31 protein-coding genes are annotated in these 25,541 nt (G+C 28.9%); 29 read left to right on the top strand and 2 right to left on the bottom strand.

Translation table 11 applies throughout. The features are described 5' to 3' along the window. The first annotated feature begins 6 nt into the window (after positions 1 to 6). The 10 genes from AJN64_RS02050 (at position 7) to AJN64_RS02005 (ending at position 10,122) form a co-directional block, all read left to right on the top strand. A complete protein-coding gene (locus tag AJN64_RS02050) occupies positions 7 to 387 on the top strand; it encodes a hypothetical protein (RefSeq protein ID WP_002871223.1) in 381 nt (126 codons plus the stop codon). Continuing rightward, complete coding sequence (locus tag AJN64_RS02045) at positions 387 to 773, top strand: terminase small subunit (RefSeq protein ID WP_002826748.1); 387 nt, start codon at positions 387 to 389, stop codon at positions 771 to 773. Before AJN64_RS02050 ends, AJN64_RS02045 begins: the two co-directional genes overlap by 1 nt. Then, positions 770 to 2,062 carry a terminase gene (locus AJN64_RS02040; protein WP_044778790.1) on the top strand — a complete coding sequence of 431 codons (1,293 nt, stop codon included), beginning with the start codon at positions 770 to 772 and terminating at the stop codon, positions 2,060 to 2,062. The genes AJN64_RS02045 and AJN64_RS02040 overlap by 4 nt, the downstream gene beginning before the upstream one ends. Next, positions 2,052 to 2,324 carry a hypothetical protein gene (locus AJN64_RS02035; RefSeq protein WP_002781524.1) on the top strand — a complete coding sequence of 91 codons (273 nt, stop codon included), beginning with the start codon at positions 2,052 to 2,054 and terminating at the stop codon, positions 2,322 to 2,324. Before AJN64_RS02040 ends, AJN64_RS02035 begins: the two co-directional genes overlap by 11 nt. Then, the gene (locus tag AJN64_RS02030; protein ID WP_070292605.1) at positions 2,305 to 3,843 is read left to right on the top strand and encodes a hypothetical protein; all 1,539 of its coding nucleotides are present in this window, start codon (positions 2,305 to 2,307) and stop codon (positions 3,841 to 3,843) included. The genes AJN64_RS02035 and AJN64_RS02030 overlap by 20 nt, the downstream gene beginning before the upstream one ends. After that, a complete protein-coding gene (locus AJN64_RS02025; RefSeq protein WP_000931940.1) occupies positions 3,836 to 4,039 on the top strand; it encodes a hypothetical protein in 204 nt (67 codons plus the stop codon). Before AJN64_RS02030 ends, AJN64_RS02025 begins: the two co-directional genes overlap by 8 nt. Further along, entirely contained in the window at positions 4,029 to 4,676 is a 648-nt protein-coding gene (locus AJN64_RS02020) for a hypothetical protein (protein ID WP_070292604.1), read from the top strand. The genes AJN64_RS02025 and AJN64_RS02020 overlap by 11 nt, the downstream gene beginning before the upstream one ends. A gap of 10 nt (positions 4,677 to 4,686) precedes the next feature. Continuing rightward, positions 4,687 to 5,067 (top strand): hypothetical protein, encoded by a 381-nt coding sequence (locus AJN64_RS02015; RefSeq protein ID WP_052784634.1) that lies wholly within the window; start codon positions 4,687 to 4,689, stop codon positions 5,065 to 5,067. 259 nt (positions 5,068 to 5,326) lie between these two features. Then, positions 5,327 to 6,493, top strand: coding sequence for a hypothetical protein (locus AJN64_RS02010; RefSeq protein WP_070292603.1), 1,167 nt, complete (start codon positions 5,327 to 5,329; stop codon positions 6,491 to 6,493). Next, positions 6,490 to 10,122, top strand: a complete 3,633-nt coding sequence (locus AJN64_RS02005; protein ID WP_070292602.1) for a hypothetical protein — start codon at positions 6,490 to 6,492, stop codon at positions 10,120 to 10,122. Before AJN64_RS02010 ends, AJN64_RS02005 begins: the two co-directional genes overlap by 4 nt. 394 nt (positions 10,123 to 10,516) lie before the next feature. Here the strand turns inward: AJN64_RS02005 and AJN64_RS09495 are convergent, their stop codons facing one another. Together AJN64_RS09495 and AJN64_RS02000 are read right to left on the bottom strand one after the other, a co-directional pair. Beyond that, positions 10,517 to 10,693 (bottom strand): hypothetical protein, encoded by a 177-nt coding sequence (locus AJN64_RS09495; RefSeq protein ID WP_162835471.1) that lies wholly within the window; start codon positions 10,691 to 10,693, stop codon positions 10,517 to 10,519. An 11-nt stretch (positions 10,694 to 10,704) separates the two neighbouring features. Next, complete coding sequence (locus AJN64_RS02000; RefSeq protein ID WP_070292601.1) at positions 10,705 to 10,890, bottom strand: hypothetical protein; 186 nt, start codon at positions 10,888 to 10,890, stop codon at positions 10,705 to 10,707. Between the two features lie 430 nt (positions 10,891 to 11,320). Between AJN64_RS02000 and AJN64_RS01995 the strand changes: the two genes are divergently transcribed. The 19 genes from AJN64_RS01995 (at position 11,321) to trpC (ending at position 25,534) form a co-directional block, all read left to right on the top strand. Continuing rightward, entirely contained in the window at positions 11,321 to 12,355 is a 1,035-nt protein-coding gene (locus tag AJN64_RS01995; RefSeq protein ID WP_070292600.1) for a DUF5309 family protein, read from the top strand. Further along, entirely contained in the window at positions 12,355 to 12,759 is a 405-nt protein-coding gene (locus AJN64_RS01990; RefSeq protein ID WP_038816909.1) for a hypothetical protein, read from the top strand. The genes AJN64_RS01995 and AJN64_RS01990 overlap by 1 nt, the downstream gene beginning before the upstream one ends. Next, entirely contained in the window at positions 12,740 to 12,934 is a 195-nt protein-coding gene (locus tag AJN64_RS01985) for a hypothetical protein (protein ID WP_002861676.1), read from the top strand. The genes AJN64_RS01990 and AJN64_RS01985 overlap by 20 nt, the downstream gene beginning before the upstream one ends. Before the next feature lie 2 nt (positions 12,935 to 12,936). Then, entirely contained in the window at positions 12,937 to 15,579 is a 2,643-nt protein-coding gene (locus AJN64_RS09705; RefSeq protein ID WP_070292599.1) for a hypothetical protein, read from the top strand. Position 15,580: 1 nt separating this feature from the next. Continuing rightward, entirely contained in the window at positions 15,581 to 16,030 is a 450-nt protein-coding gene (locus tag AJN64_RS01975) for a hypothetical protein (RefSeq protein ID WP_044780581.1), read from the top strand. Between the two features lie 12 nt (positions 16,031 to 16,042). Then, positions 16,043 to 16,678 carry a DUF4376 domain-containing protein gene (locus AJN64_RS01970; RefSeq protein WP_002873428.1) on the top strand — a complete coding sequence of 212 codons (636 nt, stop codon included), beginning with the start codon at positions 16,043 to 16,045 and terminating at the stop codon, positions 16,676 to 16,678. After that, entirely contained in the window at positions 16,675 to 17,058 is a 384-nt protein-coding gene (locus tag AJN64_RS01965) for a hypothetical protein (protein WP_070292598.1), read from the top strand. The genes AJN64_RS01970 and AJN64_RS01965 overlap by 4 nt, the downstream gene beginning before the upstream one ends. Then, on the top strand, positions 17,051 to 17,425 hold the full coding sequence (locus tag AJN64_RS01960; RefSeq protein ID WP_004306042.1) for a DUF1353 domain-containing protein: 375 nt from the start codon (positions 17,051 to 17,053) through the stop codon (positions 17,423 to 17,425). Before AJN64_RS01965 ends, AJN64_RS01960 begins: the two co-directional genes overlap by 8 nt. Then, a complete protein-coding gene (locus AJN64_RS01955) occupies positions 17,422 to 18,702 on the top strand; it encodes a hypothetical protein (RefSeq protein ID WP_070292597.1) in 1,281 nt (426 codons plus the stop codon). The genes AJN64_RS01960 and AJN64_RS01955 overlap by 4 nt, the downstream gene beginning before the upstream one ends. 48 nt (positions 18,703 to 18,750) lie before the next feature. Then, the gene (locus AJN64_RS01950) at positions 18,751 to 19,212 is read left to right on the top strand and encodes a DUF5675 family protein (protein WP_070292596.1); all 462 of its coding nucleotides are present in this window, start codon (positions 18,751 to 18,753) and stop codon (positions 19,210 to 19,212) included. Positions 19,213 to 19,442: 230 nt separating this feature from the next. Continuing rightward, positions 19,443 to 19,862 carry a hypothetical protein gene (locus AJN64_RS01945; RefSeq protein ID WP_004306038.1) on the top strand — a complete coding sequence of 140 codons (420 nt, stop codon included), beginning with the start codon at positions 19,443 to 19,445 and terminating at the stop codon, positions 19,860 to 19,862. Then, entirely contained in the window at positions 19,780 to 19,977 is a 198-nt protein-coding gene (locus AJN64_RS09210; protein WP_002796174.1) for a hypothetical protein, read from the top strand. Before AJN64_RS01945 ends, AJN64_RS09210 begins: the two co-directional genes overlap by 83 nt. Then, positions 19,970 to 20,461, top strand: coding sequence for a hypothetical protein (locus tag AJN64_RS01940; protein ID WP_070292595.1), 492 nt, complete (start codon positions 19,970 to 19,972; stop codon positions 20,459 to 20,461). The genes AJN64_RS09210 and AJN64_RS01940 overlap by 8 nt, the downstream gene beginning before the upstream one ends. Further along, positions 20,461 to 22,185, top strand: a complete 1,725-nt coding sequence (locus AJN64_RS01935) for a hypothetical protein (protein ID WP_070292594.1) — start codon at positions 20,461 to 20,463, stop codon at positions 22,183 to 22,185. Before AJN64_RS01940 ends, AJN64_RS01935 begins: the two co-directional genes overlap by 1 nt. 116 nt (positions 22,186 to 22,301) lie before the next feature. Further along, a complete protein-coding gene (locus tag AJN64_RS01930; protein WP_004306029.1) occupies positions 22,302 to 22,451 on the top strand; it encodes a hypothetical protein in 150 nt (49 codons plus the stop codon). Positions 22,452 to 22,454: 3 nt separating this feature from the next. Further along, the gene (locus AJN64_RS01925) at positions 22,455 to 23,147 is read left to right on the top strand and encodes a tRNA1(Val) (adenine(37)-N6)-methyltransferase (protein WP_002881238.1); all 693 of its coding nucleotides are present in this window, start codon (positions 22,455 to 22,457) and stop codon (positions 23,145 to 23,147) included. Continuing rightward, positions 23,137 to 23,511 (top strand): YkgJ family cysteine cluster protein, encoded by a 375-nt coding sequence (locus AJN64_RS01920; protein ID WP_002881237.1) that lies wholly within the window; start codon positions 23,137 to 23,139, stop codon positions 23,509 to 23,511. The genes AJN64_RS01925 and AJN64_RS01920 overlap by 11 nt, the downstream gene beginning before the upstream one ends. Beyond that, positions 23,484 to 24,761 carry a tetratricopeptide repeat protein gene (locus tag AJN64_RS01915; protein WP_038816845.1) on the top strand — a complete coding sequence of 426 codons (1,278 nt, stop codon included), beginning with the start codon at positions 23,484 to 23,486 and terminating at the stop codon, positions 24,759 to 24,761. The genes AJN64_RS01920 and AJN64_RS01915 overlap by 28 nt, the downstream gene beginning before the upstream one ends. Further along, positions 24,758 to 25,534 carry an indole-3-glycerol phosphate synthase TrpC gene (gene trpC / locus AJN64_RS01910; RefSeq protein WP_002854779.1) on the top strand — a complete coding sequence of 259 codons (777 nt, stop codon included), beginning with the start codon at positions 24,758 to 24,760 and terminating at the stop codon, positions 25,532 to 25,534. Before AJN64_RS01915 ends, trpC begins: the two co-directional genes overlap by 4 nt. The last annotated feature ends 7 nt before the right edge of the window (positions 25,535 to 25,541 follow it).

The following is a 25,541-nucleotide window of genomic DNA, read 5'->3' as shown; positions in this document are numbered from 1 at the left end:
TCTGAAATGGAAAAGTATATTTTAAAAATTGATTTAAAAAGCAATCCTGTACCTTATAAAAGAACCACGCAAAGATCTAAATTTGCATGTAAAGATTATCTTAAATATTTAGATTTTAAAAAACTCTTGCAAATGGAGTTTAGAAGACAAAATAATATTAGCTGTTTTCAAGCCTTTGATAAGCAAAAGAAATATGAGTTTTCTTTAAAAATAGGATTTAACAGCAAAAGGCATGGCGATGGGGACAATATCGTAAAATGCGTGTTAGATGCGTTATTTGAAAACGATAAGAATGTTTTAAAAGGCGATTATGAGATTATTAGTTTTAAAAAATCTTTTTTAAACTTAGAAATCAAAGAATTTAATTTTAAAGAAGGGGTGGCTTGATGGCTAGAATGATGACAAATGGCAAAAGTATGACAAAAGAAGAGCTTGTTTCAAAAATAGAGAGTTATTTTAATGAAAGAGTTGTCTTAAAAGAAACTAAGGAGAGTATTATTTTTGCACCTAAAACAAAAGTGGGATTAGCTGTGTATTTAGGAATTACAATGCAAACCTTAGGCGAGTGGGAGAAGGATAAGGATTTTGGAGAAATTGTATCTCAAGCTAAACAAAAATGTGAAATGGATATTTTAAACCATTCCTTAATCGGCACTTATACTCCTAGCGTTAGTATGTTCTTGCTAAAAAATCAGCATGGCTACGTGGATAAACAAGAAGTAGTTAGCGATAACGTTCAAAAAATTGAAATTATAAGAAGTGAAATCAAATGAAATTAAAAATCGATTTTTCTTACACTCCTGCACAACTTAAAGTTTTTGATGATAAAAATCCACGCTTTATAACTGTAGCAAAGGGCAGAAGACTTGGTTTTACAAGGGGAAGTGCTAAGTTTGTTATCGAAAACTTGCTTTTAGGACAAAATGTTTTATGGGTGGATACCATACAAGCAAATTTACAAAATTATTACGAGTTATATTTTACACCTGAGTTAAAAAACTTACCAAAAGATTTTTACTCATGGAGTGTGCAAGACAAGAAACTAATTATTAATGGAGCAGTGCTTCATATGAGAAGTGCTGAAAGAAGTGAAAATATCGAAGGTTTTGGATATGACCTTGTTATCTTAAACGAAGCAGGAATTATTTTAAAAGGTAGTAAAGGAGAGTATCTTTGGTACAACGCTATAAGACCTATGTTGCTTGATAACCCTAAATCAAGAGCAATTATCGGTGGAGTTCCTAAAGGAAAAAATCTATTTTACGAGCTATGTAGAAAAGAACTCAGCGATAAAAATTGGAAACATTTTCAATTCTCAAGCTATGATAATCCATTTTTAAAAGAAGAGCAAATTAAAGAATTAATTGAAGAAGTAGGCGGAGAAGGTAGTGAAGTTGTCAAGCAAGAAATTTATGGTGAGTTTATAGATAGCTCGAGTGCTGAATTATTTTCTCTAAGTGAAATTGAAAATGCGATGAGCAAGAACTCTTTTAGCATTGAAAAAATGCAAGGCGAGAATATTTGGGGGCTTGATGTAGCAAGATATGGAGATGATAAGAGTGTTCTTGCAAAAAGAAAAGGTTTTGTAATTGATGAGATTAAAAAATACTCACAACTTGGAACTATAGAATTAGCAAACAAAATACTAGCTGAATACAATCAAAGCGAAGATAAACCAAAAGGTATTTTTATAGATACTTGCGGTCTTGGCGTTGGCGTATACGATGTCTTGTTAAATTATGGCTTGCCCGTATTTGAGGCAAATTCTGCAAATTCTGCAACTAGCAATGAATACTTAAATAAAAGAGCGCAGATGTATTTCACCTTTGCTAAAAACTTAAAACACATGGAGCTTTTTAAAGATGAAGAATTAAAAAAAGATATGAGAATGATTGAGTATGAATATAGCGACAAGGGGCTTTTAAAGATAGTTTCAAAAGAGTATTTAAAAAAGAATTATGGCAAAAGTCCTGATGTTAGCGATGCGGTGGCATTAACTTTTTTTGAAAAACTATACAGCAGAAACAATACTAATGAAGATTGGAGTTATGATGGCTGGTGAGTTTTTAATGATCTATGATGCAATTGATGTAAACAAAATAAAAAAGCTTTCAAATTTAAGCGATGAGGCTATAAAGTCAAGTCTTGCAAATGAATTTTTAGAGCTTGTATCAGGGTTTAATAATATTTCTAAAAAGAAATTTAAAAGAGAATTTGCGGAGTTTTTATTTGAAAAAGGAGTGAATGAAAAAGATATTTTAAAAATAACAAATTTAAGCAAAACAACAATATGGAGAATTATGAATGAAAACAAAAAGAACTAATGATGAGAGAGTATCGTTTTTAACACAACTCATTAGCGAAAGTAAAAGTGGATATGAAAATTACAAACCACACTTTAAAGAGTTGCAAGATGCTTATTTGCTTGAAAATAAGGTAATGCAAAAATTGAGAAAAAGAAATAAATCAAGTATCTATATACCAAAAATAAACTCTAAGGTAAAATACCTAATCACTAGCCTAAACGAAGTTTATTTTAATAGCGAAAGAATGGCAGATATTGAAACATATATCAATAGCGATGATACTATTATAGAGCTTTGGCAAAATGCCATAGATTTTTATAGCGGTAAAATCAATATGTTTAAGATTTTTCAACCGCTTTTCTTAGATGTTTTACTTGTGGGAACAAGTATAGCTAAGGTTACTTGGCATAAAGGAATGCCACGCATTGAAAGAGTAGATATTGATAGTATATTCTTTGACCCAAATGCACTAAATAGCGAAGATATAGGCTATATAGTCAATGAAATTTATCTAACTTATAATCAAATCCATGAAAGACAAAAGCTAGGGTTTTATAAAAAAATAGAAATTGAAAAGCTTTTTGATGAAGATGATGAATATAAAAAAGTGAAGCTTTATGATATTTATGAAAGAAAAAACGATGATGAGTGGGTGGTTTCTACCTTATTTGAAAATAATTTACTTAGAAATGAAGTTACTTTGCAAGATGGACAGCCTTTTATCTGGGGTTCAATGCTACCACAACTTAAAAAGATAGATAATGAAAACTATGTAAGTGCTTATGGCGAGCCTATAATGGCTTCAGCTATGCCTTTGCAAGATGAAATTAACATCACAAGAAATCTTTTAATCGATGCTGTAAGATCTCATATTATGCCAAAAATAATAGTACCAAAATCAATGGGAATAAGCAGAGAAGATATAGAAACCCTAGGAAAGCCTATATATACAGATGACCCCAAAGGAATTCAAATACTGCCTCCTCCAAATATAAATAGTTCTGGAATAAATTTGCAATTATTAGAAAGTGAGCTAACAGAGGTAACAGGAATTAGTCCACAAAATAATGGCGCGCAAACAGCACAAAATGAAACAGCAATAGAAATAAGCATAAAAGCACAAGAAGGTGGAAGAAGAAGTGCTGACTACATAAGACAGTATAACGAAACCTTTATAGAGCCTTTATTTGATAGATTTGCAATGCTTGTTTTTAAGTATGGAGAAGATAGTTTTTTTAATGGTTTTCAAAGAGAGGATATTCCTAGTTTTAGATTTAAAATTCAAACCGGCACAGGTGCCATGAATAAAGAAATTAGACGTGCAGGAATTCAAGCTAGCATGCAAGTATTTTCACAACTATATCAAATGTATATGAGCATAGGAGATGCAGATTCTGCTTATGGGATTATAAATGCTAGCAAAGAACTTACTAAAGAATTATTACCAATTTTAGGTGTAAAAAATGTAAATAGTTTATTTGCTTTTGAAAACAATGAAGATATTAATCCGCAAATGCGAGGAGAAACTAATGCTTAATATTGAAATTAAAAGCGATATATCTAAAACCAAAGGAGGAAAGAAATTAATAGATTTTATCAAAGCAAAATATAGTGAATGTTTTTATATAGCAAAAAATAACGATGAGAAAGAGTTAAGGTTAAAAGCTTTAGATACTATGGCTTTTTTAGACATAATAATCAATAAAATAAAGGATGAAGAAGATGGAAAATGATGCTTTAAAAGATTTAATAAATGCCATAACAGATGATGATAAAGGACAAGTTGCTAATAATGGCGACGAACCTACGCAAGTAGCAGATAATGAACCTATGCAGGTTGCTAATGAGAACGAGCCTGATTATAAGGCGATGTTTGAAGCTTATAAAAGTGAAAATGACAACAAATTAAATGCTTTAATGAGTGAGCTTGAAGCTTTAAAAAATCCAAAGAAAGAACCAAGCGAACAAGAATTACAAAGAGAGCAGTATTTAAAAGAATTAGGACTTGATGGACTTGATGAGAAATTAAAAAGGCTTGAAGAGCTTGATAAAAAGCAAAAAGACAAAGAAGAGCAAGATGCACTAATCGCTAAATACGCACAAGTAGAAAGCGAGTTAAGAAAAGCCTATCCTGATGCGGATTTAAAGGCTATGGCAGAACTTGCAACAAAATTAAATGGTTTAGGCGAAGGTAATATTGACAGCTGGAAAACCTTGCTTAATTTGGTCGGAAAATCAAATAATGCCAAAAAAGCTGAAGATTTATCAAGTGCAAATAATAATGTAAGAACTAGTGATTTTAACGATAAGTTAAAAAAAGGCGAAGTTAGCGAGATAGATCTAGGCAAAGAATTATTAAGTTTAGTATAAAGGAGAAATCATGGATTTTATAACAGCTTTAAAAGGTGGTACAGGACTAGGCTCTAGCTTTGCAGATACTTTGATGAAAACAAGCAATTTTACTCCAAATTTAGCAAGTAGCAGTGGTGGTTTTTTAAATGGATTAAAAAATTCTTTTAGTAATTTTGGAGATTGGTTATTTAAAAGTTCTGATGCAAATAAAGTAACTAATTTTGATAGATTAGGAAATGTTTTAGGCGGTGCCGGCGCTTTATATGGTGCTTATAATCAGCAAAAAATGGCAAAGAAAAATTTTGATTTACAAAAAGATGCTTATAACTTCAATAAGTATCTAGCCAATGAAGAGTTAAACAGAAGAAAGAATATGGAAAATAAACTTCAAAATGTTTGGAGTAATTAAATAGATTTGGATTTAAGGAAGCCAAAGGGAAATTATAGCTCCCCTTAAAAAAGGGGAAATCAAGTATTAATAAACCTTGACTATAATTATACAAAGTAGTATAATTATAACTATAATTTTGGTTAGCAATTTAATCACCTCCCAACTGGGCGGTAAATTAACGCTAAAGGGCGGCAACCCTTTGGCGTTGCACCCTTTTAAAATTATACACAAACTTCCTTAAATCCTTTATTTTAAAAGAAAGAATAAAGGAAACAAAATGGCATTTTATAACCCACAAAGAGTAGTATTTAATCCTGATACAGGCGTTATACAAAACGCAGGAAAAATCGGTGGTGTCTTATATGACATCATGAGTAAAAGTTTTGATGATAAAGCTAAAGCTAATGAGTTTCAGCAAGAGCAAGATTTAAGAAAGCAACAAATGGAATTTAATCAGGCTATGCAAAATAATCAGCTTTTGCAAAATGAAAGAAACTTTGATTATCAAAAGGAAAGAGCAAATATAGCAGATCAGCAATGGCAAATGAACTACAATCAAAGAGCTAGACAATATGCCATGCAAAATGCTTTAAGACAGCAAGAAATAAATGCTAATAAGGCTTACAATGATTTAAATTATCAAAAAGGATTATTAGAACTACAAAAATTGCAAAATGAGATAAATGCAAAACAAAAAGAGCAGGATTTATTAAATGGAGTTCTTAGTAATAGTCAAGGTTTCAATAGTCAAAACAATGCAAATTTACAAAACAATACAAGATATAAAGCAGACGCTCAGTTTTTAGATTTAGCAAGTAATCAAGGTAAAACATATGATACAACCCATGGTTTTTGGAATGGAGCTATAGAGCGTGGTTTTGGTGGATGGGGAAGTCAAAGTACGGATTTAAATGATGCAAGTGATTTATTCTTAAAAAGAATGCAAAGTGATTTATTAAGGGGTGGTAAAAATGCTAAATGGAATTTAGAGAATATACAAGCCAATTTCCCTATTAATGGTTATACCATGGAAGCAAATAATCAAAGGGTAGCTCAAGCATTAGCAGGAGAATGGTTAGCAGAAGCTCCAAACTCTTTTAAAATGGAATTAGCAGAAAGACTAGGAAATGCCAAAACAAATATAGAAAAACAAAGTGCTATAGAAGACTATCAAAAGAATATGAATTTTTATAATAACTATGCCCCAAAGGTAAAAGCTTTTTACTGGGATGAAAAATACTCAAAACCTAGTAAAAATGCAGTAATTATAGATAATTCAACAGCTAATCAAAATACACCAAAATTACATAGCGTTAGTTTTAATGGAATTAATGCTCAAATATCAGAGCCTGATGCTAATGGTAATGTAATATTAGTTAATCAAGCAGGTAGAAAAATGCAAGTTAGCGTAGAAGAATTAAAAAAACAAGGATTAATACAATGAATATAAGAGAATTTTTATTAGAAAAACCACAAGAAAATAACATTATTTCATTTTTGCAAGATGGAGTAAGTCAAAGTGAAAATCAAAATACAAGTGAATATTTATCAAATTTAAAAAATGAAGTAATAAATGATTTTTATAAAAATAAAGATAAATATGCCAAAGAATATGAAAAATATAATTTCAAAGACCAAAATTTAACAAATCCTATGGGTGGTATTAGTGAATATAAAAGGGATTTATATGATTATAATAAAAATCCATCCATGAATGCTGATGATTTAAGTAATTATATTTTAGATAAGCAATCTAAATTTAATGCCTCTAAACCTATTTTTGCTGATGATAATGAAGTAGCAAGAAAAAGTAATCAGTTTATGAGAGATTTAGGCGATGAGTTGCAAAAATCAGGGCGTGGAAGATTATTGCAAGATGATGATGGATCTTATTGGGTGCAAGATAATAACGGAAATTATTCTAAAGTGCAAGGTAGCACAATGGGTGATTTATATCGTGGATTAAGAGATAATGGTGCTAGTATGGCTTTAGGAACAGCAGGTGCCATTGGCGGTACAATGCTAGGTGGCGGAGTTGGTATGGTTGCAGGTGGTGCATTAGGTGCATCTTTAGGGGCAGGATATGATTACTACGGAAATACAAAAGATACAAATCAAGATATGAATTTAAAAGAAGCTCTTATGCTTATGGGCGAAAATGCAGGACTTTCTTTAATAGGAGATGCAGCTTTTGCAGGAGTTGCCAAAGGAGCAAGAGCTTTAAAAAATACCTATAATATGGCAAAAACAGGAGCACAAGCCGGTAAAGATATGATAGATGGCATGGCAGTAAAAGGTGGTAATTTAGGTAATAGGGTTATAGATAAAATCACCCAAAAAGATATCCCTATGATAGGAAAATTTACAGATGGTGGCTTACAAAATGCAGAAACAATTTTTAATAATCTTACAAAAAATGTAGAGAATAAAAAACAAATAGATGAACTTATAGCAAAAGAAAATCCAACATACCTAGAAAATGGAAAACCTACAATAGAAATATTAAAAAATATTGTCGAACAAGGACTTAATAAAAATAATCCACAATTTATACAAGATAGCGCTAAAAGAACAAGTGCTATTTTAAAAAATATTTCTAATAGTTTACAAGGAGTTCCTACTACTCAAAGAAGAGAAGTATTATTAAAAGCAGCACAAGCTTATCCAGAAATAGGAAGTTTTTTAGATGATGTTTTAAAGGCTGATAAGGATGCTAGTATTTCTTTTTTAAATATGATTAAAGGACAAGATGAAGTATTTAAAAATAAAACAGGTTTAAATGGTGAGTTTGATTATAAGGCTTGGCAAAAAGATAATCACGCTTATGAGAATAGAATAAACCAAGAGTATGGCAGTGCTATAAGTAAATTAGATGAGCTTAATAATGGAAAAATAGTATTAACTAGTGAAGATTTAGCAAAGCTTGAAAATTTTAAAAATAATAATTTTTTAGATCAAGATGTAAAAAATAACATACAAGGCTATTTAGATGAAATAAAAGGAAAAGAAGTAAGTGCGGAGCAAATTTTTGGATTAAGAACAGCTATAAATAAGCAATTAAACACAGGAAATAAAACATATAATACAAAACAAGCTTATAGAATAGTAAAAGAAATTTTAGATGATGCGTTGATAAGAAATGCTAGTGACAAGGTATTAGCAAAAGAAATACTAGATAATGCAAATAAAAACTTTGCCTTGAAAGAAAATTTTAAAGAAAGTTATTTAGGCATGATAAAGCCTCAAGAAACAAAAGAAGGGCTGACCGATAGATTGGTTAAAGGGCTTAGAAATATAAACGAAGATAAGAATTTAGAAAATGCTTTTAAAGGAATGAATGAACAAGAAAGATTAGCTAATGAAACTCATGTGATGAATGCTTTATTAGAAAAACATAGGATTGAAGGCGTGGGGTATGATTTTAAATCCTTAGCAAGAGATTTAAAAGATGTTGAATTTTCAAGCAAAAAAATAAAAGATGCTAAAGATGTTATTAATACATACGCTTTAATATATAACAATAATAGAGATTTGATAATGACAGCTTTAGCAAGTAGTGGTAGAAAGACAAACTCTTCAATGGCTACAACAATACAGGGTGTTTTTGATAGAATATTAATAAGTGGCATTTTTGCAAGATTACATGCTTTAGCTCCCTTTTTTAAAAGTGCTAAAGAACAAGCATTAAGAAATCAAATACTAGATGCTCTAAAACTTGCTAAAACCAATAAAGAAGTTATATCTAATCTTAAAAACATAAAAATAGCAGATCAAGAACAAAGTAGAATTTTTAAAGATGCTTTAGATAATTATATTAAAGTAGATAAAGAACAAAATAAAATATTAAAAGATGCACTAATAAAAGAAGGTGTTATCAAAGGCGACAACTTCTTCATGGATAAAGCTGATCCGAGCAAAGCAAAGAGTGATTTAAATGTAAAAATAAGCGTTTCTCCAAATGTTAGAAATTTAGCAAAGCTTACAAATGATGAGATTATAGCCGACTTAGAATATTTAGCCAATAAACATAAAGAGATGTTTAAAAAGCCTAGTGATGTGTTTAAACTTATAAAAGAAATTAAAGAAAATCCTACATTTTTTTATAAAAATAATAGAATAGATATAGCTTTAATAGCAAAAAGATTAAATGATAATAAATTAGGAAAACTTGGTGTAAATAAAGATACTGGAGAAGTTAGACATGTGACTAAAGTTAAAGAAAAGGATTTAACAAGGCTTGAAAAAGTTAGTAAGAAAAATACTAAAGAAAATGTTGGCATTATCCAAACTTTCATCCAACCAGGTAGCAAAAATGATAACTCATTGAATGGGCTACCAAATAATCCTAATTCTACCCAAACTAAGCCTAAAAAAAACTTAATGGATGATATAAAAGAGAATATTAAGAATAAAGAAGTAAAGAAAAAGAATAAAAAAAGCGTAAAACAAAGACTTGATGAAAAAATACAAAATGATAAAAAAGCTAGTGAAGATATTCTAAAAAGATATGATAATTTTCTAAAAGAGAATAAAGATTATAATCTTGATTTTTTAGATAGGATGAATTTAAATACTCTTGACTACAACTTAACTAGACAGATGATAATCAATGCCAAAGAAAGCACAAATAAAGGTGTAAAAAAAGATATTCCAAGTGCTTTAAGGGGTAAAATCGAACAAGAATTAAACATACAACCTTTAAAAGAATTTGGCGAAAATTATGCAGAATATTATCACGATGGAAAAGGTGCTTTACAAAAACTACTCATTGAAAAACAAGGGCAGGTAGCAGGTGCTTTTCATAGAAAAGATTTAGGGGATATTGATTTGGTTTGGGGAGAAGTAACAGATAAGATAAAACATAAAGGTTATGGCTTATCTCATATTATCGATAAGCATCCTGAGTTGGATTTGAAATTAATTAGCGATATTGTCGATAAGGGGAAATTAAATAACCAAAACAACATAAGATATAGAATAGAATATAAAAATTATATTATAGGTTTAAGCAGTGAATATAAAGGAAATAAAAGAACTTTTATAATTACAGCTTTTGAAAGATACAAAGGATAAAAACAACACTTTCACCGATTGTTTTTTTGCGGTTAGCTCGGACAATTTACTAACCAACCTTTTATCAATTATAGCATAAATTCATGTAATTATTTTTTAAAATTAAAAGATAATTGGAAGGGAGATAATAGGATTATAACTGCATATAATTTTTATTAATATTATCGCCCCTAGCTCAGCCGATACGCACTAAAGCTAGGCTTAATACTGACACTTTAAGCGTGAGTAGTGTCAATGGCGATTATTAATTATAGCATAAATTCATGTAATTATTTATTAAAATATAAAATGTTAAGATTGTTGCAGCTTTTGAAAGATACAAAGGATAAAAACAACACTTTCACCGATTGTTTTTTATGGAATTTCTGTATTTTTATCTTCTTTTTTTGCAGAATTAGACATTTTTTGTTTTTGCAATTTTTTCAATTTGTTTCTCTCTAAATTCAATATTCTCTTTATATAATTTTGCTTGTTTTTCTCTTATAATAGCATTTAAATCCCATAAATTAAAGCATTCGTTTTTTATAGGTCTACCTACAAAACCATCTACAAAAGCTTGTGTTTTTGTCATTTTGGTTTTCCTTATTTTTGTTTTGTGATTTTTTCGAATTTGGCGTTATACTCTTCATTGCTATGTTTTCTTAATTCTTCGGATTTTTTATAAAAATCAGTTATCATTGTTTTTCCATCTTTTAAAGATGTAGCTTTAAGGATATCTGCATTAAACATATTTGTAAAGCCAAATAAAAAAGCATTTATGTTTGACATTTTTACTCCTTAAAATTCTTAGCTTATACTGATTTTAATTAAATTATACCTTTTTTACAGTTAATTTATACTTATTTTATAAAAGTATAAATATTTGAAGTCTTCACCCTGCTTTTTTTGAAGACTTTTTAGTGTTTTAAGGACAAACTAAGCAGGGTTTCTTTAAAATATCATTAATTATATTAAAGATTAGTTCTTATCTAGCTCTTTATCGCTACGATAAGGACTACTAAAAGCATTAAGATTATAATAACTTCGTTCATCTTAACCTCCTTTCAAACTTTTTACAAAGTCTTCAAAGAGATATCCTTAAAACCATAAAATTATACGTAAAAAATACTTAAAAATTTAATTTCATTTCAAAACACACTATATTTGAAATAGTCATTTTTGGAAAAATCCTTAAAACTAAACTAAGGAGAATTTAAAAATGGCTTTACCTTCAATGGGGCATACAGCACCCGCAACAGAAAATGTTAAGTTAAAACAATCAATATATGAAACGATTATTAAAATTGGAGCTACTGAAACACCAATTTTAAATAAAATAGGCACTTCAAAGGTTACAAATCCTTTAACTCATAGTTGGATTACTGATACTTTTGAAGAACCAAAAAAGAATGCAAATTTAGAGTTAAGTAAATTTGTAGGTGAGACAAAAAACACAGCTCAAAAAACTACAAATGCTACTCAAATATTCATTACCGAAGCCATGGTATCAAAAGCTTTATTAAAAGCAAATCAATATGGTGGCAATGAAATGGAGTATCAAATCGGCAAAAAAACCAAAGAACATAAAATGGATATGGAATATGCTTTATTTGGTCTAGGCAGAGATAGTGATGTAAAAAAATCAGTTTTCAAAGATTATGTTCAAGCACAAGAAGCAACAAGTGGAGAAATGGCTGGACTTTTTCATTATATCGCTAAAGGAAAAGATAGCTTTGCTGATGGAAAGCGTGGAAATGTATTAGCTTTTGATGAAACAGGAGATTGGAGCGGAACTGCAACAGAACTAACAGAAGATAAACTCAATCAAATTTTGCAAACCATTTGGAATAGCGGAGTTACGCCTAAAGATGTCTTTTTAGGAGCTGACTTAAAAGGAGCTATCAATAAATTCGCTACAAGAATTTTAGGTAATGAAACAAAACTAGTAGGACAAGTAGTGAGCCTTGAAACAGATTTTGGAACGGTAAATTTCCATATGCATAGATTATTAACCCCTAAATATGGTTTGGGTGATGTTTTAATTGCTGGAGATTTTGAGTATATGAAACATGGGCTTTATATTCCTACTATGATTGAAGATGTTCCAACTGATATTACTGCAAAAGCAAAAAGATTTTATACGCAAAGCACTTTAGAAGTAAGAAATGCTGATGCTTTTGCTATAGGAGTGGGATTAACTAGTGGAAATAATGCAAAGGCTAAAGCGGTTTTAAAAGCAGCAAAAGGTGCATAATGCTTTGTATTATGGCTAAAAAACTCATTATCGCTAAAGTTAAAAATTCTTACAAAATGATAGAAGATGATGAAGTTTTGAAAGCCTATTTTATGGAAGCATTTTATTATATTTTATCAAAATGTGTTCCTAGCGTTCTTTTAAAAAATGTAGAGCAAGGCGAAAAAGTTTTTAGGCAAGTTAGAAATAATCATTTTTTGATTATTCCTGATGAGCCTGATTTTGACAATGAAAAAGAACATTTAATGATAGATGAAACACTTAGTTTTGCTGTGATTAATTATGTTTGTTATTTGATTACAAGATGCGAAGAAAAAGACTTTCTGGCATTATGCGACAAGATAATTTATGAGTATATAGCTAATGATGGCAAGGAGCTTGATGATGAAAGAACATGGTTGTAATTGTAATTTCACAAAAAAATTTAATAGAGCTTTGAGTTATAAAGACTATATACAAAGTATAAATAGTGCTGATTTTATAGCTTATTTAGATGATAAAAAATGGCTTTTAGCCATGGATGATCTGCTTTTCTTTTGTGAAAAGAGAATCAAAGATAGTGATTATTATGAAGGTTAAAAATGGGAACAAGCTTAAATGAATTAAAAACAGGTAGAGAAAAACTTGAAATCATAAATCAAGTTTTAGCTAGAATAAACAGCATTTCAGAAGCAATAGACAATACAAGACTTGATGAAGTTGTAGGCTTAAAACAAGCTTGCGAATCTTTAAAAAATGAATGTTTAAAATTTAAAAATGATATTGTAGATAAAAATGATGATATTTTAAGCAAATATGATGATATTAATAAAAAATATTCAAATATAAGTGAAAAATACAACAATGTAAATGCAAAATTTGATTATATTAAAGAAGCGTATGAAGATTTTTCTTTAAATAAACAAGAAATACAAAACATTAAAGATTTTTTAGAAAATAATACAGAAGAGTTTGAGAATTTAAAAAAAGATATACAGAAATATGAAGAAATAAAATTTAATTTAGATAATTATATTAATGAAATTAAACAAAATAAAGATTTTGTAAAAGAATATTTTGATTTGAACACAAAAATTAAAGATGAAATTTTAAGTGAACTTAATCATGCTTTAGAAATTGTAGATAGCTTACATTTAAATGTTGATGAATTAAAAGAAATAAAACCTGAATTAATAAGTATTAAAAAAGAAGTAAAAGATTTAGCAAATGAAGCAAAATTAGTAGTAAGTGAAGCAAGCGAAATTATAAAAAATAAAATTAACACTATATTCTTTGAAAACCAAAGATTAAATGAAGAAATGATAGATAGTGTTAAAAAGCTAGAAGAAATTAAATTTGATATTGGAGTTAAATATAAAGAAATAGCTAGTGCATATGAACTACTTTTAGAAAGCAAGCAAAATATAGAAGATTTAAGAGAAGTTATAGCTTTATATAAAGAATTTGAAAATGATATAACATCTTATTCCCAAATTATAAAAGATTTTAAAAGTAAAATAGAAAATTTAGAACGAGATTTAAAATCACAGTCTGAAAGTATCTACTCTTCTTTAAATGATAAACAAAATGAAATATTAAAAAATTTAAATGAAGTAAAAAATGAAGCTTTAGTTAAATTTGATGAACTTACAGCAAAATGTGAAGGGTATAAAATACATTTTGAGCAAAGTTATGATAGGTTTAATCAAAGAGCTTTGATAGCTAATGAAGATTTAGGTAGGTTAGCTGAAGTTGCTAAAAAAGAACTAGGTAATGATAAGTTAATTTATGAAACAGAATTAAAAGTTTTAGCTGAAGAAACAATAAAACAAATGGAAGAAATGCTCAAAGGTTTAAGTGATGAAAGAAATGAAGTCACAGAGGTTTTTGAAACTCAAAAGAAAGAATTTACTACTCTTGTAGATACTTCTAAAGTTATGATTGACAACTTAAATCATATTTTTAATGCGAATTATCAAGCAAAGAAAAATGAGTTTAGTATTATTTTTAATGAAAAATTGCATAGTTTAAACGAGAATAAGCAAGATTTTTTAAATGAGCTTGTGAGCGCAAAAGAAAACGGACTCAATAAAATAAATGAAACAAAAGAGCAAAGCCTTAATGAAATAATCCAAACAAAAGAACAAGGACTTAATGAGCTTGAAACTAAAAAAGGTGAGTGCATAGATGAGATTGACAATCAAGCAAGAATCTATGATATAAGTGGTGTTAAGGCTAATGTTGAATATCTTCTTTCTTTGCTTAATGGTAAAGATGATGGTAAAGATGATGGAATTAAAGATGAAATTGCAAATATAGAGCAAGGTATAAAAGATAAAGAACAAGAGCTTGAAGAGATAAAAAAGCAAATTGAAGAAGCTTTAAATAATAATGATGAATTAAAGCAAAAAAATGAGGAATTAAAGGAAATTAAAAATCAAATCGATGAGGCTTTAAGTCAAGAACCACCTGCTGATACAAGCGAACTTGAAGAGAGAAAAGAAGAACTTGAAAATCAAATTGCTGAGCTTGAAAAAGAGATTGCTGGTGAATTAATTAACAAAAAAGAGGAAATTGAAAAAGAACTTGAAGAAGCTAATCAAAACTTAGAGGACAAAAACAATGAGTTAGAGCAAAATGAAAAAGATAAAAAGCTAATTACACAAAAAGTATTAGATATAACTATTAAAACTTTAGAAGCACTTATAGATACAAAAGTAAGTTTAAATGGCGATGAAGAGATAAATGGAAATAAAACTTTTGCTAATCCTATTTTAGTAAAAGTAGATCCAACTAATGATAACCATTTAACAAATAAAATCTATGTAGATACCGCTTTAAATACAAAAGCAAATTTAAATGGAGATAATATATTTAATGGCACAAATACTTTTAATCAGGCATTAACTTCTCGGGCCAATCCAACAAATGATAATCACTTAACTAGAAAATGGTATGTAGATTATGGTGGTGGAATTAAAAATCTTGGCACAACTGGCAGTATAAATCTAGATTTAAGACAAGCTCAACATTTTATTTTAACAGCAAATGCAAGAACAAGCATAGGAATAGCTAATTTTGGAGGAGTAGGAAAAAGCGGAACAATAACCATAAATAATTGTCAAAATGTAGTAGTTTTTAATGCCCCTTTTAATTTTAGAATAGCTCAAAGTGGATTTAGTGGCACTGAAACTTTTGCTTATTTTTGCATAGCTTCGAATAATGTAAGATTAGTAAGGACTTAAAATGAATTGTCTCCTTCTTTCTAATAATGGTATAGCACTAAATTTACCTCCATCTTTAGGAGGCTCGGTTGCAAATTATAATTATATGTTAAAGCTAGACATGATTTATAAACAAGCAGTGGTATTGCCATCAAATATTAATAATAAAGAAGTGGTTATGTTAGGCGAAGTTTGGACGACTGGAAATATGTCTAATAAAACTTCTGCAAATACTTTGCATATCACATGGAACAATTTTAACTCTAGTGTAGAATTGCATGCTTTAAGTAAATATTACACTGCTAATGCAAAAATCAAAGTAGAGAAAAAATTCAATTTTGGAAATATAAACAACTTACAAATAATGCTAAGTTCTTGGCAAAGCGGTAGTGCAAATGCAAGTGCTGGTTGGAACTTAAGTGATGGGGATAGATTAAACCCAAGAGCAAATTTAACATTATACTGGAATTAAGAAAGGATAAATATGTTTTATGATTTAAAAAATAAAAGTTTAAAATATGATGATATTTTTTTAAAAGATGTAAAAATACAAAACGAAGAAGGTGAAATTGATGCACAAGATACTTATTTTTTAAGTGCTTGCGATGATAAGCTTTTAAAAGAGCTTGGTTTTGCTAAAGTTAAAGAAGAAGAAATCCCAAGTTTTAATGAAAAAATTGAAGAACTTCGCCAAATTCAAACTTATGATGAAGAAAATAATCTTTATATTATTTCTTATGAGATTAAAGAAAAAGCATTAGAAGAGTTAAAAGAATTAAAATTAGAAGAACTAAAAGCTATAAAAGAAGAAAAGCTTTTGTTTATGCCTTTTAAAAATACTATATTTCAAATTGACACGGAAGCAAAAATTAATATTAGCGGAAAAGTTAGCGAGATAATGTTAGCAAATCTCAATAATACTCCTTTGGAAAATATTGCTTGGATTGATAAAGATAATAAAATCACTACATTTAACAAAGAAGAATTTTTAGAATTTGGGGTTGGTATCGCTAAATATACTGAAAGTATTATTTTTAAAAATGATGAACTAAGAAATAAAGTGAAAAATGCCACATCTTTAGAAGAATTAAATTTAATTGCATGGGAGAGTGAAAAATGAGTACTGAAAATATAATAAAAGAAGGTGCTATACTCGGTTCTTTAAGTGGATCTGCATTATTAGGATTGATGGTTTTTGTCTTAGCTGGGATTGCATGGCATTTATATAAAACTTTACATAAAGAAGCTGGGGAAAGAACAAAAGAACTTATAAGTGAAACCAAAAATACTAATGTCCTTATTAGAGAACAAATTGCAGTATCCAGAGCAAGTAGCGATAGTTTGGTTAAATTTATAGAAACACATTGCTCAAAAACCAATGACAAGCTAGAAGCTATAGAAACAGATCTTATGCGAATGGATGAAAGGCTTGTTAAGCTTACTCAAATAAGAAATGATGAATTAAGAAGTATTTTTAAAAAAAGGGAAAACAATGACTAAAACAGAATTAAAAAGGGTTTGTGTAAAGCCATACGATAAGGACAGATTTGAAGTGATACAAGATTATGAGTTTATTTTACCAAATTACAAAGGCATTGTACCACAAGGTTTTAAAACTGATGGAGCGAGTATTCCACGCCTTTTTTGGTCTTTGTTTCCACCTTTTAAAAGTGAGTATTTTAGCGCTTGTGTTGTCCATGACTATTTGTGTATAAATGCAAAATCAAGAGATGATTATAGGTTAGCTGATCTTGTTTTAAAAGAAGCAATGCAAGCTTTAGAAATAAATAAATTTAAGATTTTTGTTTTTTATTGCTCTTGTAATTTATTTCATCAGATCAAATGTTTAATAAAGGGGATAAGATGAGTTTAGAACAGGTTATAAATACTCAAAATGAAAGTTTAAATCAAATTATAAGTAGTTTACAAGAATTAGTTTTAAGTTATAAAAATGGTAATTTGAGTTTAGAAGATGTTAAAAAATTAATTAACGAAACTATTGAAAATATATCAAATGATTACATAAAAGAAAACGAGCTAAAAGAAAAACTAGAAGCCTTGCTAGAAGAGCTTGGAATCAATGCAAATATCAATGAAGAGAGTTTAAAAGAAGTTGTATTAAAAGTTGTTTTAGAAAATCAAGAAAGTTTAAAAGGTGATAAAGGAGATCCTTTTACTTATGAAGATTTTACAGAAGAACAGCTTGAAAATTTAAAAGGGCAAGATGGAGCTAAAGGAGCTGATGGTAAAAGTGCTTATGAACTTTGGCTTGAAAATGAAGAAAACACAGGAAAAAGTCAAGATGAATTTTTAGAAAGTTTAAAGGCTCAAACACCAACAAAAGAAGAAATTAAACCTATTATAGAAGAGATGCTCGAAGATATGAAATTAAATTTAGGCATTAATGGAATAAAAGTATCTAATTCTATTCCCACTCCAAAAACAAAAGCTAATGTTAATGATTTAATTATAACTTATAATGAAAATGTAAAACAACTTTGGCTTTGTGTGGCAAGTGATGATAAATACACAAGTTGGATTAATTTGCTTGGAAATGAAAATATTACAGCACAAGAGTTGATTATTATTAGTTTTGATACAAATTTAAATAGTGGTCAATATGGCGGATGTTTAAGTGATTTGCGTTTTGGTTTTGAAAATTCTTTAGCAAGCACTACGCAAATTATAAAAGGACTTAATGAAGGCAGTTTTTTAATCACTAAAGATGGAATGGGTTTAAAATCTAAAAATTATACTGAAGTTAGCGTTCTTTCAAAACCAAGTAAAAATCAAATAGAAGGAAATATCAAAACGAGCGGAATTTATAATGATCCTGCTTGGCATAATATTACCAATGCTTTAAAAAAATATGATGGCAATGCAAATGAATGCTGTCTTTGGGCTTCTAATATAAAAAATAGTGTAAGTATAGAGCTTTTTACAAATGAAATTCCTATGAGTCTTTTTTATAGGCAAGCTGGATATTATGGAAATGTCAATCTTTCAAATATAAAAATGCAAAAAGCCCTTAGAGTTCAAAATGAAATTATAGTCGAGAGAAGCTTTATAGGAATAAAAAAAGAAATTGATAAAACTACCTATGGTGATAATGCTTTTTTATTTGAATTTGAAGAAGAAAAATGAGTTTAAATCTAAAAATAAAATACAAAAAATAAAAAGAAAGGAATTATAATGAAAATAACAATTAATAGAAGATACATAGGTAAAACTTGTGTTATTGGTAAATTTAAGGTTTTAAGTGATGAAGAAGAAATTCTTTTTGAATGTTTTTCTTTGGAAGAAGATAAAGAGGGTTTAGAAAGTGGTAAAGATTTAAGAATACCTGAAGGAAATTATAATTTAAAAAGACATAGTCCTTCACGATTTGAAAATACTTTAAGAAGTATTACAAAAAAAGATGATGATACAATGATAAATGTTTATAATGATGAAGTTCTATCAAGCCGTGCAATTTTAATACACTGGGGAAACACTGACAAAGACACAAAAGGTTGTATCTTACTGGGGCTTACCAAGGATAATAATAATGAAAGTGTCGGTCAAAGCAGACAAGCTTGCAAAGAATTTTATGATTTGATGTATGGTAAAAATCTTGAAGACATTAAATTAGAAATAACAAATGAGTTAGCATAGAAAGGAGATAAAAGTTTAAGTAGGTTAAAGTTTACACCCCGCTTTTGCGGGGCAAGGCTAATAAGCCTTGACTATAATTACACAAAGTAGTATAATTATAATTATAAACTTCTGGTATGACATTTATATCACCACCTTTCGCGGGTGGAATTTAGCCATAGGGGGTCAGACCTACGGCTAACCCTTAGGGGTATTATACAAAAACCTTACTTAAACTTCTAAAACAAAATATGATAAATCTTTTATTTGGAAATGCAAAGCTTTATATCGCCTTAGCTTTAATGGCAATCTTAGCAGGATATTTTTATCTAAGACTTGATAGCACTCAAGCAAAATTAGAAAAAAGTCAAAATGATTTAGCCTTAGCTTTAGAGATTAATAAAAACAACGAAGCAAGGCTAAAAGAACTTACGCAAATTCATAAAGCAGAATTAAAAGCAATCAATGAAGCAAACAATCAAAAAAACGAAGTTAAAGAAAGGATAGAATATGTTAAAGAATACATTTATAAAAGCAATGAAAATAATATTACCAAGCTTTTTAACGATGTCGTTGATAGGTTGTGGGATGCAAACTCAACAAGTAGTAACCAAAATAGAAATTCAAAAAGTAAGAATTCCGCAAGAACTACTAACATTAAGCCCCCTTGAAAAGCCAAAGGCAAAAAATGAACTAGATATTTTAAATGCTTATTCTATGCTTTTTTACAAATACAAACAGTGTGAAATTCAGATAAGCAAAATAAAGGAGCTAAATAATGAGTAATACAAATGTTGATTACAACAAAAGACTTGAAGCATTTAAAGAAATTTATCCGCAAATTTTAGAAATGAGTTTAGCAGAAAAATCTCCATTTGGAGAATTTAAAAAGCTTTTAGAACAATTTGGAAACGATAATGTTATAAGAAATGACCAACAATTTCAAAGCTTGGCACAAGCGTTGGTAAGTGTTGGACAAACCATAGTGGCTCAAAGTCAAAATACAGCTTTATCCATGATTTTACAAGGCGATGAAAACGAGCTTAACGCTGAAAAAGCTTTACTTTTAAGAGCTCAAACAGAAACAGAAAAAGCAAAACCTGCATTAATAGCTAGACAAACTTCACAGATAGATGATAATTTAAGAATAGAAGCTGCAAAAGTTACACAGAGTGTTCAATTTGGATATTGTGCCGGTGGTCTTGATATACCACAAGAAATTATGAAGCTTGTTAAAGAAAAGATAGAAAATATAGAAAAGTCTTCATAATGCTTATAGATGAAAAAAGGCTTATGAGAAATTATACTCTTAAGCCTGCTTATCCATCAAACATAGGAGAATTGGATACACAAGAAGTATATAAACAATGGTTTACCTATGCTATGATAGGGGTAAATAAATATGTTGAGCTTTTACATAAACAACTTGTAAGAAAAGGTAGAAGTCAAATTCAAAATATAAACCATCCGCTATTTAAAAATTCGTATATAGTGAAAAAATATAACATTAAAAGTTCTAGCACTGCACCTTATAATAAGGAAAACTATAATGATTTAGGACTTAACCAATTTTTCGTAGGGCAAGATCCATACAAACCTTATCAAGGAGATCCTAGTAGTGAAAATGGAATATATCATGATATTTGCGAAATAAGAACTAATTATAATTTAGGAGGTATGCAGTATTATTATGGTTTTCCAAATAATTTAGCTCTTTTATTTGAAAAAGAAAAAGCTTGGAAATATAATGGAAAAGGATTTTTTTATATTGATGAAAAAATAAATTTCAAAGATATATTAAATAAGGCATTGGAAAATATAAATTATGAAATGCTTATAAATGATATAGAAGTAGTTATTTTTTCTCAAACCATCCAAAAAAATAATGAATGGATATATCCTAGTATTGATGATATTAAAATACCAGAAATTAAAGTAGAAAATGTTGAATTTAAACCAACTTTTGAAAAACCTTATAAAAAATTATGCATTGATGTTGAAAAATTTTATAATGATTTTAAAGAATTAAATAAAAATATATTTAGAATCGAAAAAGTAGAAATAACCTATAATGTATATGAGAAAGCACAAAAAACTAGAGAGAGTGATCCGAGTAAAATATATTATACTTTAACAAGCAAAAAGATATCTTTTTTTGAAGTATTTAACTCAATAAAAGAAAATTATAAATGCAAATATGCAACTCCTTTATGTTTTTATAATGGGTTTAATTTAGTTTGTTATGAAGAGCCTTATGTTGCTTATTCTTACCTCAATAATCAAAGCTTTGGAAAAAAAGATACAAGTGTTACGCCAAGCGTATATCCGTTATATAGAAAAAGTTCAAATTTACCTTATGGACGTAGAGATAGATGGTTTGCATTATGGGATAGTTTTTATTATCTTTATGTATACGAAAAATCAAGCAAAGGAATTTTAAGCTTTTTGGCACCTATTGTTACTATTATTTTGGCTGTAGCTACTTGGTGGATTGGCGGACAAGGTGCATGGCTAGGAACATTGATAGGGGTGAGTGAGAATGTAGCTGCGGGTATCACACTAGGAATTAGCTTAGGTTTAGCCGTGGGTTCACTTACTGGAAATAAATTATTTTCAATTCTTAATGCTGTTTGGGGTTTGGTTAATTTTTTAGGTGCTTGGGGTGCTAATAATTGGAATTTAGCTGCAGATTTTACAAAAAATACAGCACAAGCAGCACAAGAAATGTCAACTTTTGAATCAACTTTAAATATTATTGGAAATTTACTAAGTGGAGCTAGTAAGATTTTTGATGTTGTTCAAAGCATTACAGCAGATACTCCTGATATGATAAATGAGCAAAGCGATGATTCTGATAATGAAGGTGGAAATGGAAGTGAAGCTGAAGAATTAGCAAAAGATGCAATTAATCCAACTTTATGGTATAATTTTGAAACTGCAGATATATTAAATGAAAAAATAGAAAAGAAAGAAAAACCTATTTTTATATTTTAATTTTTGTAGCCATTTTGTAGCCAAATTAAATTTGAAATATTTAAAATTTATATTTTATGGTATTTTATAGTTATTGTTAGGTGTTCGCCGTGGACACCATTTTATGAGGTGTTATTATGATAAAAATTGCTTTTTTTATAACTTTTGTAATTTCTTTTTTGGTAGCACAAAGCCCAGTAAATTTTAAAGAAGATAATAATATAACAAAAGAACAAAATATATTTAAAGAACAACCTCCAAAACGCATTAAAATTCCAACTCATTAAAATATGGTTACGCTAGCGCAATTATCACAAGGATATCGTTACAATAGTGATTCTTTAATTTTAGCTGATTTTATTTTAAAACAAGGAATTAAAGGCGCTGTTTTTGATGTAGGTGCGGGCTCTGGTATCATAGGTATTTTACTTAAAAAAAATATTGCAAATTTAAGTTTATCTTTGATTGATATTCAAAAAGAAAATATAAAATTGATTGAAAAAAATTTAAAATCCAACCAAATACAAGGCGATATTTTTCATGATGATTTCAATCAATTTCAAAGCATAAAAAAATTTGACTTCATAGTTTGCAATCCTCCATTTTATAGACAAGGAGCTTACAAGAGTGAAGATCAGCATAAAGCTATAAGTAAATTTCAAGAATTTTTACCCTTGCATAGCTTTTTAGTTAAAACAAATTCTATGCTTAAACCAAATGGTACTTTGTATTTTTGCTATGAAGCTTTAGCTTTAGATGAAATTTGTTTTATTTTAAAAGATATGAAAATGAAAATAACAAAGCTTTGCTTTGTACATACACATAAAAACAAAAAAGCAAGACTTGTTTTGATACAGGTAAAAAAAGGTTCAAAATCGCCTTGTGAGATTTTATCTCCTTTTTTTGTATATGAAAATGAAATTTTAAGCAAACAAATGCAAGAAATTCACTTAAGATTTAGGTTAAAAAGTTATGATATTTGATAAAAATTTTTCTTATGCTTTTGATGAAAATGCTTGTGAGAAATGCGGTGGAAAGTGTTGCACTGGAGAAAGTGGCAATATTTTTGCGAGCATGGAAGAATTAGAAGCATTAAGAAAGCATTTAAATTTAGAAAGCAAAGAATTTGCTGAAAAATACTTGAGAAAAGTAGGCTTTAAAATGAGTTTTAAGGAAGTCGAATTTGAAGATGGCTTTGCTTGCATTTTTTTTGATACCCAAAAAAGAAATTGCAGTATCTACGATTTTCGTCCAAAACAATGCAGAACTTTTCCATTTTGGGAATATTTTAAAACACATCAAAAGGAATTAGAAAAAGAATGTATAGGTATTTGTTATTTGTCTTAGCAGCCTTTTTTTTGGCAGCTTGTGGAAGTTCAAAAATCAATGTTGTTTATCCTGATTATACAAAATATAAAAGCAATGATTTTGATTTAAGGGTTATGAAGGCTTATAATTATGAGTATTATAAACAATACAAAGAAGCCAGAGATGAATTTTTAAGTCTTTATCAAGATTATAATAATACTAATTTTTTAGAAAATGCATTTTTACTTACTTTAGCAAACAATCTTGACAAGCAAGCAGAGTTAAATAATCTAGCAAAGCCTTATTTAAATCAAAATGACAATCTTAAGCGACTTAGTGCTCTTTATGCTTTAAATTCAAATGATATCAACAATGCTCAAAAACTTATGAAAGAGCTTTTAACAAAAAAGGATAGTGATCCTAGAAATTTAGAGCTTTACGGGGATATTTTGGTTAAAAAAAATGATTTAAAAAATGCTACAAAATACTATAGATCTGCTTATAATCAAGTGCAAAATGAAGAAATTTTATTTAAACTCATAGGAATTTATGCGATTTTGAATGATACTTTAAATATTAAAAATGTTTTAGAATTTTCAAGAAAAACCAATGGTTGCACTCTCAAAACTTGCGTCTTGCTTGCTAAAATTTATTTTGATGAAAAAAATATCGAAGCTTTAAAAAGTATATATAAAGAGCTTTATCAACTTACCAAAAATAAAAGTTTTGTATTGGCTTTAGTTGAGCTTTTAAATTCTCAAGGCAAAACAGAAGAAGCTTTAAAAATTTCTTTGCAGTATGATTTAGATGATGACATTAAACTCGCTTTGTATCAGAATTTAAAACGCTTTGATGATGCTAAAAAAATGAGTTTAGCTCTTTATCATAAAACAAAAAATAAAGAATATCTTCTACGAGCGGCAGTTTTTGAATTTGAAGCTGCAAATGAAGCTAAAAAAATCACTCCAAAAGTAATTGATTCTGTAAAAGAAAAATTCGAACAGGCTATCGATAAAGATAGCAATGCTTTGTATTTAAACTACTATGGATATTTGCTTATAGATTATGATTTAGATGTTAAAAAAGGTATAGAGCTTGTGAAACTTGCCTTAGAAAAAGATCCACAGAATTTGTATTATTTAGATTCTTTAGCTTGGGGGTATTATAAACTAGGCGATTGTAAGCAAGCATGGGAAATTTTAAAACAAACATTAGATGATAAAGAATTTGCAAATTCTGATGAGAGCAAAGCTCATATAAAAGCGATAAAGGCGTGTATAAAACCATGATATTGGATAAAATTTTTGAAAAAACAAAAGAAGATTTAAAAGAACGCAAACTAAAACTTCCTTATGATATGTTAGGGCGTTCTTTAGCTTCAAATCCTTTCTTTCCAAAAGATGTGATTAAGGCTTTAAAAAGAGTAGAAAAAGAAGTTAAAATCATAGCAGAAGTAAAAAAAGCAAGCCCTAGCAAGGGAGTCATTAGAGAAGACTTTGATCCTTTGAGTATCGCTTTAAATTATGAGAAGAACAAAGCTGCGGCGATTTCTGTTTTAACTGAGCCGCATTTTTTTAAAGGTTCTTTAGAATACTTAAGTCTTATACGCCGTTATACGCAAATTCCTTTACTTAGAAAAGATTTTATCTTTGATGAGTATCAAATTTTAGAAGCTTTGGTTTATGGGGCGGATTTTGTATTATTAATCGCTAAAATGCTAAGCATGAAAGAGCTTAAAAAACTGCTTGAGTTTGCAAGACATTTAGGTCTTGAGGCTTTGGTTGAAATTCATGATAAAGAGGATTTGAGTAAGGCTATTTTTGCTGGAGCGGATATCATTGGTATCAATCATCGTAATTTAGAGGATTTTACTATGGATATGAGTTTGTGCGAAAAACTTATCCCACAAATCCCAAATTCAAAAATCATCATCGCAGAAAGTGGTTTAGAAAATAAAGAATTTTTAGAGCATTTGCAAAATTTAGGCGTTGATGCTTTTTTAATCGGCGAATATTTTATGCGCGAAAAAGATGAAGGAAAGGCTTTAAAAGCTTTGCTTTAAGGAGGGA

Origin of the sequence: Campylobacter sp. BCW_4332, from assembly GCF_001763175.1 — a bacterium.
Classification (GTDB): Bacteria; Campylobacterota; Campylobacteria; order Campylobacterales; family Campylobacteraceae; genus Campylobacter_D; species Campylobacter_D jejuni.
This window is presented reverse-complemented; position numbering and strand designations above follow the sequence as displayed.